The organism is unidentified bacterial endosymbiont, assembly GCF_918797525.1.
Lineage (GTDB): Bacteria > Pseudomonadota > Gammaproteobacteria > Enterobacterales > Enterobacteriaceae > Enterobacter.
Genome location: NZ_OU963893.1, coordinates 1,802,276 through 1,821,142, shown reverse-complemented (window position 1 = coordinate 1,821,142; position 18,867 = coordinate 1,802,276). Strand labels below are relative to the sequence as shown.

The 18,867-nt window shown below is 52.2% G+C and carries 19 protein-coding genes, 4 pseudogenes and 1 riboswitch; of the genes and pseudogenes, 14 read left to right on the top strand and 9 right to left on the bottom strand.

Annotated features, from left to right (window positions below; translation table 11 throughout):
• Positions 1–150: 150 nt before the first annotated feature.
• The 3 genes and pseudogenes from NL510_RS08710 (at position 151) to NL510_RS08700 (ending at position 3,380) form a co-directional block, all read left to right on the top strand.
• A pseudogene (locus tag NL510_RS08710) lies at positions 151–1,429 on the top strand (nucleoside permease).
• Positions 1,426–2,430, top strand: a complete 1,005-nt coding sequence (locus NL510_RS08705; RefSeq protein ID WP_253383739.1) for an ADP-ribosylglycohydrolase family protein — start codon at positions 1,426–1,428, stop codon at positions 2,428–2,430. The pseudogene NL510_RS08710 and the gene NL510_RS08705 overlap by 4 nt, the downstream one beginning before the upstream one ends.
• Positions 2,427–3,380 carry a PfkB family carbohydrate kinase gene (locus tag NL510_RS08700; protein ID WP_253383737.1) on the top strand — a complete coding sequence of 318 codons (954 nt, stop codon included), beginning with the start codon at positions 2,427–2,429 and terminating at the stop codon, positions 3,378–3,380. The genes NL510_RS08705 and NL510_RS08700 overlap by 4 nt, the downstream gene beginning before the upstream one ends.
• Here NL510_RS08700 and NL510_RS08695 read toward each other — a convergent pair.
• From NL510_RS08695 to thiM, 3 genes and pseudogenes are all read right to left on the bottom strand, one after another.
• Positions 3,354–4,100, bottom strand: a complete 747-nt coding sequence (locus NL510_RS08695; protein ID WP_253383729.1) for a GntR family transcriptional regulator — start codon at positions 4,098–4,100, stop codon at positions 3,354–3,356. The two genes, NL510_RS08700 and NL510_RS08695, sit on opposite strands and share 27 nt — an antisense overlap.
• A gap of 42 nt (positions 4,101–4,142) precedes the next feature.
• Positions 4,143–4,944 (bottom strand): annotated as a pseudogene (gene thiD, locus NL510_RS08690) (bifunctional hydroxymethylpyrimidine kinase/phosphomethylpyrimidine kinase).
• Entirely contained in the window at positions 4,941–5,711 is a 771-nt protein-coding gene (gene thiM, locus NL510_RS08685; protein WP_253383727.1) for a hydroxyethylthiazole kinase, read from the bottom strand. The pseudogene thiD and the gene thiM overlap by 4 nt, the downstream one beginning before the upstream one ends.
• Positions 5,712–5,746: 35 nt before the next feature.
• Positions 5,747–5,843: riboswitch (TPP riboswitch) on the bottom strand.
• A 1,414-nt stretch (positions 5,844–7,257) separates the two neighbouring features.
• On the opposite strand from thiM, the gene NL510_RS08680 reads away from it, so the two are divergent.
• The 6 genes from NL510_RS08680 to NL510_RS08655 all read left to right on the top strand — a co-directional run bounded on the left by NL510_RS08680 (position 7,258) and on the right by NL510_RS08655 (position 10,856).
• Positions 7,258–7,632: a hypothetical protein gene (locus tag NL510_RS08680; protein ID WP_214600277.1), complete on the top strand. Its 375-nt coding sequence runs from the start codon at positions 7,258–7,260 to the stop codon at positions 7,630–7,632.
• Entirely contained in the window at positions 7,625–8,089 is a 465-nt protein-coding gene (locus tag NL510_RS08675; RefSeq protein ID WP_253383725.1) for a hypothetical protein, read from the top strand. Before NL510_RS08680 ends, NL510_RS08675 begins: the two co-directional genes overlap by 8 nt.
• A gap of 8 nt (positions 8,090–8,097) precedes the next feature.
• Positions 8,098–8,538: a hypothetical protein gene (locus tag NL510_RS08670; RefSeq protein ID WP_253383723.1), complete on the top strand. Its 441-nt coding sequence runs from the start codon at positions 8,098–8,100 to the stop codon at positions 8,536–8,538.
• Positions 8,535–8,738, top strand: coding sequence for a hypothetical protein (locus NL510_RS08665; RefSeq protein WP_253383721.1), 204 nt, complete (start codon positions 8,535–8,537; stop codon positions 8,736–8,738). Before NL510_RS08670 ends, NL510_RS08665 begins: the two co-directional genes overlap by 4 nt.
• Before the next feature lie 117 nt (positions 8,739–8,855).
• Complete coding sequence (locus tag NL510_RS08660; protein ID WP_253383719.1) at positions 8,856–10,079, top strand: primase-helicase family protein; 1,224 nt, start codon at positions 8,856–8,858, stop codon at positions 10,077–10,079.
• A 390-nt stretch (positions 10,080–10,469) separates the two neighbouring features.
• The gene (locus NL510_RS08655; protein ID WP_253383717.1) at positions 10,470–10,856 is read left to right on the top strand and encodes a hypothetical protein; all 387 of its coding nucleotides are present in this window, start codon (positions 10,470–10,472) and stop codon (positions 10,854–10,856) included.
• 4 nt (positions 10,857–10,860) lie between these two features.
• On the opposite strand, the gene NL510_RS08650 is transcribed toward NL510_RS08655, so the two are convergent.
• Complete coding sequence (locus NL510_RS08650) at positions 10,861–11,322, bottom strand: helix-turn-helix domain-containing protein (protein ID WP_253383715.1); 462 nt, start codon at positions 11,320–11,322, stop codon at positions 10,861–10,863.
• 108 nt (positions 11,323–11,430) lie between these two features.
• On the opposite strand from NL510_RS08650, the gene NL510_RS08645 reads away from it, so the two are divergent.
• From NL510_RS08645 to NL510_RS08620, 5 genes and pseudogenes are all read left to right on the top strand, one after another.
• Entirely contained in the window at positions 11,431–11,745 is a 315-nt protein-coding gene (locus tag NL510_RS08645) for a hypothetical protein (RefSeq protein ID WP_015386387.1), read from the top strand.
• A gap of 178 nt (positions 11,746–11,923) precedes the next feature.
• Positions 11,924–12,535 (top strand): recombinase family protein, encoded by a 612-nt coding sequence (locus NL510_RS08640; RefSeq protein ID WP_253383708.1) that lies wholly within the window; start codon positions 11,924–11,926, stop codon positions 12,533–12,535.
• Between the two features lie 243 nt (positions 12,536–12,778).
• Entirely contained in the window at positions 12,779–13,252 is a 474-nt protein-coding gene (locus NL510_RS08635) for a PAAR domain-containing protein (protein ID WP_253383706.1), read from the top strand.
• Positions 13,252–14,629, top strand: a pseudogene (locus tag NL510_RS22880) (PAAR domain-containing protein). Before NL510_RS08635 ends, NL510_RS22880 begins: the two are co-directional and overlap by 1 nt.
• Positions 14,610–15,032: a hypothetical protein gene (locus NL510_RS08620; RefSeq protein WP_253383700.1), complete on the top strand. Its 423-nt coding sequence runs from the start codon at positions 14,610–14,612 to the stop codon at positions 15,030–15,032. The pseudogene NL510_RS22880 and the gene NL510_RS08620 overlap by 20 nt, the downstream one beginning before the upstream one ends.
• Positions 15,033–15,076: 44 nt before the next feature.
• On the opposite strand, the gene NL510_RS08615 is transcribed toward NL510_RS08620, so the two are convergent.
• The 5 genes and pseudogenes from NL510_RS08615 to NL510_RS08595 form a co-directional block, all read right to left on the bottom strand.
• Positions 15,077–16,093 (bottom strand): tyrosine-type recombinase/integrase, encoded by a 1,017-nt coding sequence (locus NL510_RS08615; RefSeq protein WP_253383690.1) that lies wholly within the window; start codon positions 16,091–16,093, stop codon positions 15,077–15,079.
• Between the two features lie 64 nt (positions 16,094–16,157).
• Positions 16,158–17,696, bottom strand: a complete 1,539-nt coding sequence (gene tnpC, locus NL510_RS08610) for an IS66 family transposase (protein ID WP_253377880.1) — start codon at positions 17,694–17,696, stop codon at positions 16,158–16,160.
• Between the two features lie 49 nt (positions 17,697–17,745).
• Entirely contained in the window at positions 17,746–18,093 is a 348-nt protein-coding gene (gene tnpB / locus NL510_RS08605) for an IS66 family insertion sequence element accessory protein TnpB (protein ID WP_052908738.1), read from the bottom strand.
• Complete coding sequence (gene tnpA / locus NL510_RS08600) at positions 18,090–18,467, bottom strand: IS66-like element accessory protein TnpA (RefSeq protein ID WP_253380548.1); 378 nt, start codon at positions 18,465–18,467, stop codon at positions 18,090–18,092. The genes tnpB and tnpA overlap by 4 nt, the downstream gene beginning before the upstream one ends.
• Positions 18,468–18,560: 93 nt before the next feature.
• Positions 18,561–18,833: pseudogene (locus NL510_RS08595) on the bottom strand (integrase); the annotation flags it as partial.
• Positions 18,834–18,867 lie beyond the last annotated feature (34 nt).

The following is an 18,867-nucleotide window of genomic DNA, read 5'->3' as shown; positions in this document are numbered from 1 at the left end:
GCCTCGGCTTTTTTTTCAGCATGCTCTGCTGGCGCGTTTCGTGTACAACAATTTTGTTACAGCGATCAAACAATCGCTACAAAGGTATTCAAAAGGTATTATTGGATGGTATGTTAAGACCGTACACTCTCTGGCATGCAGGATGAGAAAATGAAAACGAAAGTCCAACTGTCATTCATGATGTTTGTTGAATGGTTTATCTGGGGCGCCTGGTTTGTCCCACTGTGGCTGTGGCTGAGCAAAAGCGGTTTTACGGCCGGTGAAATTGGCTGGTCTTATGCCTGTACCGCCATTGCGGCGATCCTCTCGCCGATCCTTGTCGGTTCGCTGACCGATCGCTTCTTCGCCGCGCAGAAAGTGCTGGCGGTGCTGATGTTCGCTGGGGCTATTTTGATCTACTTCGCCGCACAGCAAACGCAGTTCAGCACCTTCTTCCCGCTGCTGCTGGCCTACTCCCTGACCTACATGCCCACCATCGCGCTGACCAACAGTATCGCCTTTGCCAACGTGGATGACGTCGAGGCCGATTTCCCACGCATCCGGGTTATGGGCACCATCGGCTGGATCGCCTCCGGCCTTGCCTGCGGATTCCTGCCGCAGATGATGGGCTTTAACGACATTTCAGATACCAACATTCCGCTACTGATGACTGCGGCCAGCTCGCTTCTGCTTGGCGTGTTCGCGCTGTTCCTGCCGAATACCCCACCAAAGAGTACCGGCAAGCTGGATTTCAGGGTGATGCTGGGGCTGGATGCGCTGATCCTGCTGCGTGATAAAAACTTCCTGGTCTTCTTCTTCTGTTCGTTCCTGTTCGCAATGCCGTTGGCGTTTTACTACATCTTCGCCACCGGATACCTCACGGAAGTGGGGATGAAAAACGCCACCGGCTGGATGACCCTCGGCCAGTTCTCTGAAATTTTCTTTATGCTCGCGCTGCCCTTCTTTACCAAACGCTTTGGTATTAAGAAGGTTTTACTGCTGGGCCTGATTACCGCCGCCATCCGCTATGCCTTCTTTGTTTACGGCGGCGCAGATCAGTACTTCACTTATGCTCTGCTGTTCCTCGGCATTCTGCTGCACGGCGTGAGTTATGACTTCTATTACGTGACCGCGTATATCTACGTGGACAAAAAAGCGCCGGTACATATGCGTACCGCCGCACAAGGCTTGATTACGCTGTGCTGTCAGGGCTTTGGTAGCCTGCTGGGTTACCGTCTGGGCGGCGTGATGATGGAAAAAATGTTCGCATATAAAGAGCCGGTGAATGGGCTGACCTTCAACTGGGCCGGAATGTGGGCATTCGGAGGGATCATGATTGCTGTGATCGCCGTGCTGTTCATGCTGTTTTTTCCGCGAATCGGATAACGAGATCACCGCAATTGAGGTGGTTGAGGGCGATACCGCGCTGACACAAGGGGAAGTTAAATGAAACGAGAACGTATTCTCGGCGCTCTTTACGGGCAGGCGTTAGGAGATGCGATGGGCATGCCATCGGAACTGTGGCCGAGAAAGCGTGTGAAGGCGCACTTCGGCTGGATCGACCGTTTCCTGCCCGGCCCGGCAGAGAATTCCGCAGCCTGCTATTTCAACCGTGCAGAATTTACCGATGATACCTCAATGGCGCTGTGTCTGGCGGATGCCATTATCGAGTGCGACGGACAGATTGATGCCGACGTTATCGGCAAACATATCCTGCGCTGGGCGCTTGATTTCGATGCGTTCAATAAAAACGTGCTCGGCCCCACCTCTAAAATCGCGCTTAATGCTATCCGCGACGGGAAACCGGTGAGCGCGCTGGAAAACAACGGGGTGACCAATGGCGCGGCAATGCGCGCCTCGACGCTGGGCTGTCTGCTGCCAGCCACTCGCCTGGAGCACTTTGTCGGCCAGGTGGCGCAGGCCTCCAGCCCGACGCATAAATCCGATCTTGCTATTGCCGGAGCGGTAGTCATTACCTGGGCGATTTCCCGCGCTATCGACGGTGAACGCTGGCAAAACATCGTCGATGCCCTTCCGGGGATCGCCCGCTATGCGCAGGAAGCCAACGCCACTACCTTTAGCGCATCGCTGGCGGCACGCATTGAGCTGGCGCTGAAAACCGTGCGTGAAGCCAACGGCACAGAGTCTGCGTGCGATCGGGTGTATCAACTCATCGGCGCGGGCACCAGCACCATCGAGTCCGTTCCGGCGGCAATTGCGATGGTCGAACTGGCGGGAACTGACCCGAACCGCTGCGCCATTTTATGCGCTAACCTGGGCGGCGACACTGATACCATCGGCGCGATGGCAACGGCCATTTGCGGGGCGCTGCATGGGGTGCAGGCGATTGATGCGGCGCTGAAGGAGCAACTCGACGCCGTTAATCAGCTCGATTTTGGCTATTACGGCGAAAAACTGCTGCACTACCGGGAGCAAAGGGAGGGCCTGTGAGTTCATTAACCCAACGCCTGGAAACATTGCACGCGACGCGGCCGGTGACGGTACTGGGCGCGGCGGTGGTTGACGTTATTGCCGATGCCTACGCCCTGCCCTGGCGCGGCTGTGATATCGAACTAAAGCAGCAGGGTGTTAATATCGGCGGCTGCGCGCTCAACATCGCCATTGCCCTGAAGCGGCTGGGGATCGCCGCGCAAAACGCCCTGCCCATCGGCCACGGCGTATGGGCGGATATTATTCGCAACGCGATGGAAAAGCAGGATTTGCACAGCACCATCGAAGCTGAAACCGGTGATAACGGCTGGTGCCTGGCACTGGTGGAACCTGACGGCGAGCGGACGTTTATGTCGTTCAGTGGGGTGGAAAACCAGTGGCAACCCTCCTGGCTTGCTGCGCTTAACGTGCCGCAACACAGTCTGGTTTATGTGTCTGGCTATCAACTGGCATCACCGTGCGGCGAGTTGCTAACCGACTGGCTGGAAGCGTTGCCGAACGTGACGCTCTTTATCGATTTCGGTCCGCGCATCGCGGATATCCCCGACGCGCTGATGACGCGGATTATGGCCTGTAAACCGATCGTGTCACTTAACCGCCAGGAAGCTCTGCTGGCTGCTGAATTGCTCGGCATAGACGTTGAAACGCTGGGCGCACAGTGGCAGCAGCGATTCGGCTCTGCGTTGATTATTCGCCAGGACAAAGACGGCGCCGTCTGGTATGACGCAGACGCCTCAGGTTACATTCCGGCATGTGCCGCCACAGTGGTAGATACCATTGGTGCTGGTGACAGCCACGCAGGCGGAACGCTTGCCGGGCTGGCGGCGGGCTGGCGGCTGGCGGATGCCGTTGAGCTGGGCAATGCGGTTGCCGCCTGGGTGGTCAGCCGGCGCGGCGGCGATTGCGCGCCCACGCGCGAAGCGTTACTCCTCGCACACAAAGACGTATAGATCGCTGCGACAGTAGCTGATGCTGTATTCAATGGGCCGGTGCTGCTGGTCAAGCGCGACTTGCTTTATCACCAGCACCGGTATTTTGTCGTCCATATTGATGTGCGCCTGAAATTCGCTGTCCGGCATGCGGGCACTGACGCGGGAACGGGTGCGCTGGGGGAAAATATTCTGGCTGCGAAAGTAATCGTATAGCGAGATGCCTATCGCATCAGGATTGGGAATTAACCCCGTCGGCACCCAGGACTCTTCAATCGAGACCGCGTCCTCATCCACGTAGCGGATACGCTTGAGTATAAAGACCTCACTACCTGGTGCGATAGACAGATGGTTCGCCACCTCGTCCGGGCACTTCACCACCCGTTTATTGACCCACAGCGTATTTGGCTTTTTGCCGCGCAGCTCGACCTGTTGAGAAAAGCCGCGCGCCTCTTTCAGCGAATACTCGAAAATATTGACGATTTGCGTACCGTAGCCGCGGGCGCGCGTCACTACGCCCTCCTCTTCCAGCGCCTGCATTGCTTTACGCACCGTAATGCGAGACACGCCGGTTAACTGGCTAAGATCGCGCTCGCCCGGCAGAATATTGCCGTGCACCAGCACGCCGCTGCGTACCGCGTTTTTAACCGTTTCGGCAAACTTCAGATACAGCGGGGTGTGGTCCGGTGCAGCAATCCGCTCATTCAGTTGCGCGATTAACCGGATATGCGCTTGTTCCATCTCTGTTTTCTCAGACGTGATGTTTCCTTCCAGTATACTGGCTTACCACCATGCATGAAAATGATGAACCGGCCCAATACCGTGACCAACATCGAGAGTATCGGCTTTTGCCAGCGCGTCCGAGAGCCAGGATTTGGCTTCCTGTACCGTCTCGGCCCAACTGTGGCGCCGGGGACGCAGGGGCCGCCAGCGCCGCCGAGAGCGTACAGCCCGTGCCATGGGTATTTTTAGTCTCCACGCGCGGGGCGGTAAAGCGTTGCTCGCCGTCCGGTGTGAATAGCCAGTCCGGGCTTTCCACAGCATCCAGATGGCCGCCTTTCATCAACACCGCGCCGCATCCCATCGCCAGCAGCGCCCGCCCTTGCTCTTTCATTTCCGCTTCCGATTGCGCATGGGGTGCACTCAGCAGCGCGGCGGCTTCGGGCAGATTGGGGGTAATTAACGCCACCTGCGGCAGCAGTTTTTTGCGCAGAGTTTCAACGGCGGAAAGCGACAACAAAGGATCGCCGCTTTTTGCCAGCATCACCGTATCCAGCACCACGTTTTGTATCTGGTAACGTTTAAGTCGCTCTGCCACCGCTTCGACAATATCCGTCTCTGCCAGCATCCCGATTTTGGTGGTATCGATACGCACATCGCTGAACACGGAATCAAGTTGCGCGGCGACAAAATCCGGCTCGATACGGTAAACCGACTGCACGCCACGGGTATTTTGCGCCACCAGCGCGGTAATGACGGAGCAGCCGTAAGCCCCAAGGGCAGAAAAGGTTTTCAGATCGGCCTGAATACCTGCGCCACCGCTTGGGTCGGTACCTGCAATGGTGAGGGCGTTGATCCGTTTCATACCTGCGCCTCCAGGGTGTAGAGCGCATCCAGAAAAGCGCTGGTGAAACTCCCTGGGCCATGAGACTGTGCGACAGCAGCGCTCCCGGCACGCTTTATTAAGGCGCAGGCGGCGGAGACGTTATCCAGCCTGTCGCCCGGTAGCGAACAGCTTGCCGCCACCACCGCCGAGAGCGCGCATCCGGTTCCCACCACGCGAGTCATCAGCGGATGACCGCCCGATATCGACAGCGTCCGCTGTCCGTCGGTGATGTAATCCACCTCCCCCGTAACCGCAACTATGGCGTGGGTCTGGCGTGCCAGCGCCTGTGCGGCAGGTAACGCACTGGCGGCGGTATCGGTCGAGTCTACCCCGCGCCCGCCCGCACTCATGCCAGCAAGCGCCAGGATTTCCGAAGCATTACCGCGGATAGCGGCGGGTTTGAGGGACAGAATTTGATGACAAAAACGGGTGCGGAACGCCAGGCCGCCAACGGCCACCGGATCAAGCGTCCAGGGTTTGCCTGCCGCCACCGCGCACTCAATCGCCCGACGCATCGCCTGGGCGCGGGGCGCGGTAAGCGTGCCAACGTTAATCAGCAGCGCATCGGCGAGCGCCGCAAACTGTTCAGCCTCTTCGGCTTCAACCACCATCGCCGGGGAGGCACCAAGGGCGAGCAGGACGTTGGCCGTAAAGGTCTGGACGACGTCGTTAGTCATACAGTGCGTGAGCGGGGAACGGGTTCGGAACAAGTGTAAAACGTGTAGATCGAGCAGGTCAGACTGCATGGTTTCGCTCCTGCCTTACGTGAAGAAGCGATGACCGGGAAGGCATCTGACTTCCCTACGCTGGCATTATCCAGATCAGGTGGTACGGGTATTTCTCAGCCTTCACAAAGAAGGGCACCCCGAGTCATTTGGTACATTTCTCTTACTTTTTGCCAGCTTAGGGGAAGTTGCTTGCTGGCGCAAGCCCGCCCTCTCGGTAATCGCTTCTTCACCTTAAAAATACGCCTGCCCCCTTTTTTGACCCCCACCCCAGAAACAAAAAAAGAGCTGAAGCCCCTTTGAGGTATCACCCGCCTGTGCTGCTTTTACCGCTACTACTAATAGTTAACTGATTGGCGATACTGGCTTGTTAAGTGGTTTCACGCTGACACTTGGCACCATGTGACATTGTGGAGCAGTACAGAGATCACGCTTCCAGAGCGCACCGTCCAGAAATCCAATATCGAGGTATTCCCCCCGAACCCCAGGGCGTGAGTACCCAGGGCGTGAGTATGAGAGAGCTAAAAAAACATGTGGGAATCGTTAAGTTTTTATGGTAATAACTCTTGACAAGAAGAGTAAAAATGTGCTACCCTACACACGAAGTTCACGAGGGAGGTTTGTTATCCCGAAGGGATAGAGCTACCTTTGCACAACAGTGATCTTTCATGTTAGTCATGAAAGAAGAGAGTATGTCTGTTACTGTGTGTCAATCACTACTCAGGTGTGCTCTCTATCTCTGATCTGAACTAACCATTAACCTACTCTGATAATAATCTGTTCTTGTTACTATCTGATGTAGGCAGGAATAGTCTCAGGTCATGCTCAGATCCAACTAACATTTAACTCAATCCTGAATCATTCCTTCCTGTTACTCACCGATGATGACCACGTTCACCATCTTCATTTACCCACGTCCACCAGCAGCCCCAGAACGCATTACAGCCTGTCCCCCTGACGTTCCCCCATCCTTGAGAGAAAGCAGCACAGAACGCAGCAGACGAAGAGAGAACAGCGCCCAAGCTGGCACATCGCGCAACCCACGGTAAGCAGTCGCCCTTCAGATTGGTGCAACTTATCCCCAAAACCACCAGCGGCGCTATCTGACGTTGTGGACAGCGAAAACCTGCCACCAACCCCGAGCGAATGACCACGCGCTAATGAGTACTACGGGCCGTTCTCACTGACAACTTCACTGTATTCCCACTATCCAATCACAGCTATGCAGATCCAGATCGCACAAGCCACTTATCACATTAAAATACAAAAGTCAATAAAAATTGATTGACAAAAAAATGCCTTTACGTGTATAATAAGTATTAGAGAGTAATGTCGAGGGCATACCCGGAGATCTTCTCCGTCCCTGCTCGTAGAATCTACTCTCCTGCACTACTCCCATAGTAGCCAGCTTATCTGTATTACCAGGCGTTCGCGCCATCTCTCCGCAAAGTGAATAAAACCTCCCTAATGCCGACCGTGAAGCTATTTCCAAAGGGTAGCCTCCGCATAGTTGGGCAATCCGTCATGGAGGTTTTCCTATGCCCGAACTAAAGGAAAACTCATACATTTGAAAAGTCAAACATTAACAACCATCGCAGAATGGCTCCCCCGCTTCGAATTCCATGTTTACCGCGACAGGCTCCGACAGTACGGAATGCCGACCACCCCGCAGCGTGTGGCATTTATCTACTGGGCAGAAGAAGTGATGAACCACTGCTTCACCTGGGATGATTTCGTAAACGAGTGGAGCAATGGCAACGACCATCGCGAGATCAACAAGTGGCTGCAATCTGGGTTTATCGGAATGGAATACTACGAAGGACGCGTTCATTACGTCACGTCTTACCTCGTAGGGGGAAAGAGTCCATTTTATTGCCCACGTTGCAACCGTATCAACATCAAAAAAATATTAGAAATCAAGGAAAAACAAAAAAGTGACTAAGCTACCAGCCGCATTAATGCGTGAAGTAAAAGCAGAATTTAAGGCCCAGCGCGAGAGTTACATTTCAGGACACATTGAAGCCCATCTATCTGATGTGTTCAGTATCTCAGACTTCTACCCGGTGATCCTGACCAAGTTACAAACCGCCATTCTCGACGGCTATACAGTCGCGGATTTTGACCGCCAGCCGTTCTATAACGCCGGGGAACCTGCGATTCGCATCGTATTAAACCGCAAGCAAGGTGAAATTGAGGCAGACCGTGCCACTCTCACCGCAGAGGCAGAAGCCCAGCTAATGGCATCCCTGACAGCCCAGGCAGAAGAATATTACGCTCAAGCCGTAGCCGAAGAGGAACGCCGCCAACGTGCAGAAGCAGCCGCGCAAGCCGCCGCAGCAGCCGAGGCCCAGACATTCGCCAGCCGTCTCCGTGTAGCCCTTTCAGATTCAGCAAAGTAGGCGGCCTTATGTTTGAAGAATACGCACAGAAGCGGAACCCGCTCAAACTGGCGCAGAAGCAATCCCGCGCCTACAGGGAAATGATGACCGCAGCTCAGAACGGCATCGACTTTATCACAGGGCGACCACTGACAGATCCGGTGATTGACCATGACCACAACCCAGACAAGCGACATTGCCGCCTCATCCTGAACAAGAGCACAAACTCTATTGAGGGCGATTTTAATCGTATCTTGTCGGGCATTGCTGACCGCGAAGATTTCACCTCGCGTTTGTGGGAAGTGTATTTTGGTCATCACGTCGATCTGTACGATGAGTTATTCGAGGCAGCGACCGAACGCCGCAACGGTTATTTAGAAGAAACTGAGTTCTGGCACATGCTAAAGCAGTTTGCCGTCTACTACGCAATCCCATTCGATGAAATCAACCATTTGGAGTATTACCGATGAATACAGAGGCAGAAAAATCGCTGGCATGGTTAAAAAGCTATTGGAACCACCAGCGACAGGAAGAAGTGCAGAAATCAGAAATCACCCTCGAAACCCGAAAAGAACTTTTCAGCAAGAAAGTAGACCGCCTCACTATTGGCGAGTTTTACCAATGGCTATTAACTGAGGGCTACATCTTCAAAACTAAGGATAACAAATAATGTTGAAACTCATTATCGCACGCGACGTGCTCAGCTGGATTGATGCAAATAAGGGCGAGGACAGCCGCCCAACATTCATTATTAAAACTTTACGAAATGCTATGAACGAGGGCACTGATGACAGAAAAGCAACAAATAAGAACACTGATTGACTATTTAAAGGCAGAAAAATACGCATTTATCAGCGCCCAAGGTAAAATACTCCTCCACCACGTCCCCACTAACACCAATCATGGAACGGACATTCTCCGCAGGTTATTCAAACTTGCTACTGGTGGCAGATGGCAGCAACATTATTTAGATGATCTGCTGGTCGAAGTGCCTTTCATCATGGTGCAGGACTTTAATCCAGCGAAGCCATGCGGCATTGATCAGAATGGAGCACTGAACATGTTCAGGACGTGGCGCAGCGACAAGCCACCAGCGGCAGATCTCACTCTCTGGCTTGAGTATTTGGCGAGGCTCTTCCCTGACCAGGCAGACCGCGACACAGTGAGCGCATACATGGCGCACATGTTCCAGCACCCGGAACAGCGCCCAAGCTGGCACATCGTAATTCCCAGTGATACCGGGACGGGTAAAGGTTTTTTGTTCAATCAAATCCTGTCACCGCTCCTGATGCAGCAGACCACGCTTTACAGTAACTACAGCACCCTGACCAGCGTCCACAATGACGCGATGGCGCGTACAATCCTCATTCTGTTTGATGACCCGCCGCCCGCCTCTCGCAGCATGGCAGACCGTCTAAAGAGCATTCAGACAGAACCAGTGATCGAGATTAACAGGAAGTACGAACAACCCCGTAAAGTGCCAACATTCACCCGGTTTTTCACCTTCTCCAACAGTGAGAGTCCGATTGAAGTAGAAACCAATGACCGTCGCCATTACTGCACTCAATACGTGCGCCACCGGGCGGGCAGAGAGGAAACAGCCGAGTTTATCACCCGCCTTGATGATTGGCTCGCCGTGGGCGGTCTGGAAGCCGTACACGCCTGGCTAATGGCTTACCCGTTGGAATCCTTCAATCCGTATCGCCCACCGTTCAGCGTGGCACTTGAGCGCATGAAACAGGCCAGCATCACCGAAGAGCAGAACGAAGCGGAGATCTTCACCGGAGAGAATCCGGCGTTTGCATTCAAATCATTCCATGATGCTTGCCCATCGTTCCCGCGACCACAGGACGCGAGTCAATGGCTACGTGACAGCGGCTATGTGAGTGCCAGAGTGAACACCAGAGCAGGGTTAAAATCAGTTTGGTATCGAGCGTCGCAGGACGGCAGCAGCAAGATCCCGGAGAGCGTTCTCTCCTGGTTTGTTGATAAGTATTACCCGACCCAATGATCAGGGCTACAGGGCTATCATTTTAGCCCTGCATTTTGAAACCCGCGCCGCCACTGCCCTGATCAGGGCTACAAGGCTAACAGGGCTATTTATCAAGTATTCTTAGATCTTTATCGACTTCACCGTTTTTATAACGGGGAGAGTAGACTCCAACCAGAGTTTCCCGCAAGGCATTAACCGCCCCATTTCAGCCGCTCGCCGTGACGTTTGTCATGGTGTAGCGATCTGCTGAACAAGTATTGAAAAGCAAAACTTTAAATCACTCATACAGCGAGTCTGTACTCGCGCCCCATCCGGGTGGCGAGGATAGTCGCACACATTCCCGCCCAGCGAGCGCCAGCGCACCGCCAGGGCATCAAAATAAATCACCGTTATTCAGGAGGCCATTAAATGGCACGACGCAGCAAAGCAGTATACGAAGACTTTTTTCAGAATGGACGCAAGGCGCAGCGCATAGAAGAAGTTGAGCGCCAGCTTATAAACGCTGACCACCAGCACCACCGTCAGCTTGAAGCGGAGGAACGCAGCACGGAAAACATGGAAGACCATTTCCCTCGTGTTATTCCAAACACGCCAATCATCGAGTGGTTGCCGGGATACTACATCCATCGCCTTGAGTGGGAAGCGTACCGCGACGGGCGCAGCGTGATAGAAGCGCAAGAACCGCGCCAGACGGTTGACCCGGAGCTAATCTCGTACCAGTGGAATCACTTTGTAGTTAACTCACGCTTTCCATGGAAGCTGGAAGATCACGCCATCGTTTACACCTTCGTTTAGCGTTTTACTTTTCGAGAGAGTCCCAGCGAACCGCAGAAACTATCCCCCAGTTGCCGTTTGCATTTGGTCGCTTCCATTTCGCAGTCTCCATCTTACGCAGGTAGTCTAAAGCCTCTTCGAAAATTAGAAACCTCTTTAGGTTTTCAGCCTCGCCAACGACATAAGACCGATCCCGATTACTCGCAAGCCCCGGATTAAAACAAGAGCCGTCCTTCGCATACGGAACAATCACAATCTCTGTATTTTCAGTTTGATTAGAAGCAAAGAGTTGCCATGCTTCAACCCCAAGCGCAAGAGCCAGTGTTTCAATAGCATCAAGTGAGGCATTGGACGTCCCTCGTTCAATCCTGCTCATGTAGCTACGAGCAAACCCACAGCGATCAGCAAATGCTTCCTGGCTAAGACCAGAAGCAATGCGAAGCTGTTTAACTCTTTGTCCAAACAAGGCTCTTAGATTCTTTTGCATCTGCTAAAGATGCAAGTTTAGACCTCTAATCAGCCACGCTCTAATCGTGACATTTCAAACTAATGTTGTATGATTTGCTCCTTCCACAGAACACAAACCAGGAACATTATGAAAAAGATTCTTATGGCGGCAGTATTGATTGCGACGGCGACTAACGCTTACGCGTTGAGCCACGGGGATAGAGCCACTCTAAAAGAAGGAACATTTAACTGTAAGAAGCTGACCGATTTTTACGAGATGATCAGTAACATTCAGGACAAAGACCAGCAAGGTATGATTGGTCTCATTACTTCCGGTAAATGTCGACTTTTAAAAGAATCCATGACAGTGGAGATCCAGAACGTGGACGAAAAAGGTTTTGTTTCCTTCATCACCCCAGGCGGTCACGGTGGCTGGGCAGTTCAACAGTTTTTTGAAGAGTAGTACTCTTCTATCTCTTAATGGCGTGAATCCTCACGCCATCACACAAGCGAAGCATTTGAGTATACATTAAGACTACGTGATGAAAGTGGCCTAAAAGGCGTAGCTTAAATATCGCTTGACTACTTAAACGCTACACGCAATTATACTACAATCCAAAAGCTACATAAAGACTACCCTGATGACCACCAGCCGAGTTTATGCCTATCTTCGCGCCTCCACTAAAGAGCAGGATGCTACACGCGCCAAAGCAGCATTGGCTGAGTTCGCCGCCGCTCATGATTTGGGTCACGTCACATACTTCATTGAGAACGTAAGCGGAGCCAGCTTACAGCGCCCGGAGCTTATGCGCCTGATAGACATAGCCGCGCCCGGAGACATTCTGTTAGTCGAACAAGTAGACCGCCTGAGCCGTCTCAACGCTGAGGATTGGGAGACACTTAAAGCTCAGATCGATAGTAAAGGTTTACGGGTGATAGCTCTCGACCTGCCTACCAGCCACGTAGTGTTAGCCGCACAGGGTGAGTTTATGCAGTCGATGATGAAAGCTATCAACGGCATGATGTTAGAAATGCTGGCAGCAATAGCCCGTAAAGACTACACAGACCGCCGCCGCCGTCAGGCTGAGGGAATCAGCAAGGCGAAAGCTGAGGGCGCTTACAAGGGCCGTCCAGTAGACAAGAAACTGCACGAACAGATTCGCGCATGGCACGAAGCAGGTAAAACCAAAAGCGAGATTCATCGCCTTACAGGTGCAGCGCGAACTACCATCAATAAAGTGCTGGCGGCGTAGTCTCATCCGTTACGGGGCCATCAGCGCCCTACCAGCCCCTGATATTTGGGGACTGCCGGGGTAACAACCGGGAGTGCCTCAAAGTTCGCGCTTAATAGTTCAAGCAATGCCGCAAAGCATCGTCCTATCCCCTAACCTTCTGTTACGAAACGTAGTTTCACTTAGATCTAATACTTGTTGCGCCTGCGGTTATTGCTTGTAAAATGACCTATGGGATTATTTTCATAACAAGTAGAGGGACTTATGCAGCAATACACCAACGAGCTAACCACCGAGATTGTAAAATGTTGCGCTCAACCACCATTCACACCAGGAGAGATCGCCACATTTGACGAAAGCACGCAGCAAGAAATCTTAAACCTGAACACCCGGTTAGCCACCTGCCCTGTCAAACTAATCTTCAGGATTGCAACGGTCGGGAGCCTTACCCGCAATGGTGGCGTTCTTCAAAAAGCATCGGGTAGGAGCACTGCCGGGGGATTTCAGGTTGCAAGGGTTGGAGATAAAGTTGTTTACGCTGATGGCAGTGAAGCCACTATTGTTTCCGGTGCTGGCAAGGCCCGAATCATGCAGGGTGCATCCGCTGCACTCGTTGGCAGTATGCTCGATAACGGCGACGAAATAATCTCAACGCCACAATCCCGCAGCAGATTGGTATTCCGTGAAGGTGACACACTCCCGGAAGGATTCCTGACCATGCCAGGGAGTAAGCACTAATGGGGGTTAAAGGTTACTTTCTGTTCAGAGGTGATAAGACTGTTTGCGGCGGAAGAATCCTCGAAGGTTTTACCGATCACCAGTTTTTCGATAAAGACATGGCGTGTGAAGGCCATAAAGTTACCTGTGGTAAACATCCAGGGTATTACCGTATTTGTGGCGGTCTTAATAACGATGACATACATGGAAAAAGAATAGCTGGAACACTGCACAGCTATAGCTCCTGCCCCTGCAAATCGAAATTCGTTCCTTCAAACTTAGTGGATGATTATGAACTTGAGAGCCAGTCAACAACAACCACAGACAATTATCACAAGGTAGAGTTTCCTGTTCTGCCTGGCCCAATTGAGCCAGAACCAGAACAACACGCCCAGACAGCGAAAAAGAAAACAGGCATCGACGCAGGTTTTGCCATTATCCCCTACGGCGGCACCACAGAAGCCTGGCAACGTCTGTTATTCACAGGCACCCCCGCCAGCAGGAGCCAAAGAGTTATTCGCTACGCTGAACGGCCCGGATGAAAGATACAAAGCTGGTTCGATTATGCTTCTGGTTGATCCTGATAAGCAGGACGACGAACAGATTGCCCACATGAAAGCCTCGAAAGCGCGAGTCGATGCAGCATTGGCCCCATTGACGCATGAGGAAGCTAACTTACTGCACAAACACTACGCTACCATAGCTAATTTCACCAGCTACGCTGATACAGGAATTGGCCTTGCTGCTGATCCTGTTGGAAAATACTTCGAGAGTATCGAAAAATTACTCAAAGAGATCCAGGAAACATATAAAAACACCTACTTAACACGTGGTGCATTAATTGGTGAACAATTTTATGTACGACGCAGCCAGTTGTTTAAAGAGCTTGAATCCATACTCAAAGTCAACTTCCTGAATAAGGCTATGAAATTCGGAGAGTATACCAAAATAAAAAATGCACTCGGCCTGTCCAGTAGTTCTATTACCCACAAATGGAATGAAACGGGGATCAGTGACATTGAAGGTTATGCTACCCACATCGAACGGGCAGCTAAATACGTAAAAGCAATGCGTTACACTGGTTACTTAGGCATTGGTTTTAGCGGACTCCATTCTCTTAACGAAATCCATGAGGCATGTTCTGTTGGTCGCGAAGCTGAATGTACCAAGAAAAAGTATACTGAGATAGGTAGTTTTGCTTTGGGTACAGGTGGCGGTGTTCTCGCTGGTGGCGGGGCTATACCATTATGTGTCGCAATAGGCGTTGGTACTGCTGGTGTTGGCGGGCTTGTTTGTACCGTTATTGCAGGTGTTGGGTTAGGGTACGCTGGTAGCACAGTGGGAAGTGCTGTTGGGGAATTAGGCGGAGAACAGTTGTATGACGTTTTCGGCAATTAATTTTCTGACGATACATCGAGTTGAAATCGCTGGGATCTTTTTGATTCTCGGAATAATTAATTATGTTTCTTACGTGATTCATGACAAATTAGCCAAGAGAAAATTCATGACTCTTTGCTCGCTATTTGTCGATAAATTTGGAGCAAGACCAGCAGAAGTTTTAATTTATCAGGATGGGGGATTCTTTTTCTCGTTTATGCGTGATGCATTCTTTATTAAAGCATTATACTTTAAAGAGAACTCATTCCATACGCGAGGAATGGATAATGAGCAAATCCGATTCATTAAAGAACTTCCTAATCAGTACACCGATTGGTTACGTGTAAAAGTGCGGTTTTCTGTCGTCGGTATTATTTTTCTATTTATGATGTTATCAGTTTTCTATTTACCAACGTTCATTTAACGGAAGTAAAATAAATAGCCAAGCGAAAAACTTGGCTATTTTATTCACTCCCAATCAATACCATCAATTACATAAGAAACTGAGGATAAGGGAAACGTATGCAAATAGCGTTTAGTGATCCCTCCGCTTTTCTCGTGACCTACGGTTTGCTGTAGGTGCAGAATGTTTTTCACCCAACCAGCCATAGCAGATGAACAGACGCTGTGGCGGATCGAATGCAGTAACCGCCGTTGTCCGTAATCATCCAGATACGGGATACCAAGCTGATCTCGTAGGTCAGCAAACACCTTGCCGATCTTAGTCATGTTTGTACCCGCCACTTCTGAGAAGATCCGCTCTTTCCACTGGCGATCAACGTATTCCATGAATCCCCATTCGATCAGCTTGGGATGAATAACTACCTGTCTTGTAGCATTCTCCGTCTTCCCTTGGCCTCCTTCGGCAATCAGGAAATAGTAGCGCTGGCTATCTTCGTCGAATTTAATTTGTGACTTCTCCAGTTTGCCTATCTCGCCTCTTCTCGCCCCCGTGTATGCCAATAATAACGTGATCCATTTTTGCCAGTTATCAGGCTGCTTAAGCGCCCATCCAACAAACTTTTTCATCTCCGCCGTGCTGTATGCGCCAAATCTTGCTTTTGATGGCGCAGCCACTACGCCATCAGTTGGCGATTTAGGCAGAATGTCTTTGCCCTCGGTAAGAAAAGTTTTGAACAGTGATTTGTAGATCTTGAGATGCTTATGGATGGCCTCAACACCCACCAGCTCATCCGGTGGCACGTCATCACATTCTATCAATTGCTGAATGGACATTGAGCGGTAAGGCTGAACAACACGCTTAGGCAGATTTTCAACGACTTCCATTACCTGCTTAATGTCCTGTTTGGTGATTACCGTTATATCAGTTTCCCCTCCCAAGACAGTTAGCAGCACTTCCATGTAGCGCTCATTTGCCATTGAGATCGATTTCGTCCAGTTGCGCCCTTTTTCGGCTTTGTACATAGCCCACGCTTCAGAAAGGGTTAGCACTTTTTCCGGTTCGGCTGGCGCTTGAGAATCCATTATTCCAGTAGGAACAATTATCGTAAGCGTATAGCGCGAACCGTATTGACGTGACGAGGATGGGTTATTCGGCAGGCAGTGTGATCCGCCACGGCAGCAGTTCACCAACCCGGTTTACCGGCCAGTCAGCAATGACGTCAAGGATATGGTGAAGGTAACGTTCTGGAGCTACTCCATTCAGTTTGCACGTCCCGATCAGACTGTACAGCAGCGCTCCCCGCTCACCACCGTGGTCTGAGCCGAAGAACAGCCAGTTTTTACGCCCCAGACTGACCGTCCGCAGCGCATTTTCAGCGATATTGTTATCGGCTTCAGCCCAGCCGTCGTCTGCGTAGTATGTCAACGCCTGCCACTGGTTCAGTACATAGGTGAACGCTTTTGCCAGCTCTGAGTGTCGCGACAGGGTTTTCACTTTTTCACGCAGCCAGTTTTCCAGTGATTTAAGAAGCGCTTTCGTTTTTAACTGGCGTTCAGCAAGCCGCTGTTCTGCTGGCATTCCCCTGATATCCGCTTCGATGGCATACAACTCGCCTATCCGTTTCAGCGCTTCATCTGTGAGCGCTGAGGGAGTGCGAACGTGAACATCATGGATTTTACGCCGGGCATGGGCCCAGCACGCGGCTTCCTTTATATGACCGTCGCGGTAGAGCTCGTTGAACCCGGCGTAGGCATCAGCCTGCAGTACGCCACTGAAGCCTGCAAGATGGGTCTGAGGGTGGATACCTTTTCTGTCCGGGCTGTAAGCGAACCACACTGCGGGGGCCAGCGCTGAGCCGGCGTTGCGGTCGTCGCGAACGTACGTCCATAAGCGCCCGGTCTTCGTCTTCTTATTACCCGGCAACAGCACCGGGACAGGCGTATCGTCAGCATGGAGTTTGCCGTCGGTCAGGACATAGTCCTGAAGGGCTTCATCCAGCGGTGCCAGCAGACGACAACACGCATCCACCCAGCCCGACAGTACAGAACGACTCAACACCACACCCTGGCGGGCATAGATCTCCGACTGGCGATACAGCGGTGTGTGCTCTGCATACTTTGAGGTCAGCACGCGGGCCAGCAGCCCCGGTCCGGCGATACCCCGTTCGATGGGGCGCGAAGGCGCCGGGGCCTGAACGATGCGATCGCACCGACGGCAGGCATGCTTTTCACGTACTGTCCGGATAACCCGGAAGGCGCTGCGCATCAGCTCCAGCTGTTCGGCGGCATCCTCACCCAGGTAGCTCAGCGAACCACCGCACTCCGGGCAACAGGACTCTGTGGGTAACAACCGCTTTTCATCACGGGGGAGTGACTCAGGGAACGGTTTGCGGGTGCGGGTCTGACGCAGCGGGCGCTGCACCGCCGGATCATCAACCCGACCGGTCAGCGTATCGCTTTCCTGCTGCAGCCGGTTCAGGTCAGCTTCCATCTGCGCGATACGGCGGGATACCTTTTCGGAACGACTGCCGAAGTTCATCCGGCGCAGCTTATCCAGTTGCGCCTGCAGATGGTCTATTTCGCGTTCCCGGTCGGCCAGCTTTTCCAGCAGGGCGCGGTTCAGCGCTTCCTGTTCGGCCAGGCGCTGTTTCAGCAGAAGGATGTCGTCAGAAGAGGTGTCGTTCATAAGCCCGTATTTTACCAGGCTTATTCTGCGACAACCAGGATAAAGAGCGCTACAACATGGTCAGGGACGTCAGTAACCGCTTTGGCTGTCGCCAGTCGATACCTTCCATCAGCATCGCCAGCTGCGCCGGCGTCAGGAACACTTTGCCATCGCGGGCTGAGGGCCAGGCGAAGCGACCACGTTCCAGTCGCTTTGTCAGCAGGCACAGCCCGTCACCGGTGGACCAGAGCAGTTTGACCTGACTGCCGCTGCGTCCCCGGAAGATGAAGACGTGGCCGGACATCGGGTCATCTTTCAGCGCGGTCTGCACCTTTGCGGCCAGGCCGTTGAAGCCGTTACGCATGTCGGTGATACCGGCAACCAGCCAGATTTTAGTACCTGAAGGTAGCGGGATCATCGCTTCAGTTCCTGTATCAGCAGAGCCAGGAACGTTTCGCTGACAGTGCCGTTGAGGCGAAGCGTCCCGTGCCGGAACGTTACCTCACAGCTGATACTGAGCCCCGGGTCTTCTGCGAGCGATTCTGGCTGTACGGCAGTGGCATCGAGAGTCACAGGAAGTAGCAGAGGACTCTCTGAGGAAGGTAACAGTAGCTTTCCGTCGCGCCACTGCTGGCGCCATTTAAATAACAAATTGGCGTTGATGCCGTTTTCAAGCGCCAGTTTTGAAATGGATATTCCGGGTTTGCAGGAGGCAGCAACGAGCTGCTGCTTAAACTCAGGAGAATAATTAGGGCAGCCCTTACGCCTGCCGGGGGTCACATTTTTCTGCATATCTGACACTTTGGTTCCCACTACTTATTTGGTGGACACCACTTTGTCGAATACATCAGATTATGACCAGACGGTTCGCGCTGTACGCTTACCAATTATCTGCTGTTGTTGGGCTAAAAGTGGATTTCTTGCAGCCTTGCGTTCTAACGTAATCAGATTTGATAAAAACGCTTCGAACACAGGAATCGGCGTAGCTAATGATTTAAGAAAAGGAATGTGCGGAATGATGCTAATCATCAAAGCAGATGCTTCGCGATAACTGTCTGTAGAAAGTGATTTTTTGTATGACCGCCCATCAGATAAGCGGATCTGAATGTAGTAGTTGCCGTATCTCTTGAAGGTATACGGTAGTGATTTTAACCTCATGGACAAGCCCTTTTTGTACCTCATGTGCATTACG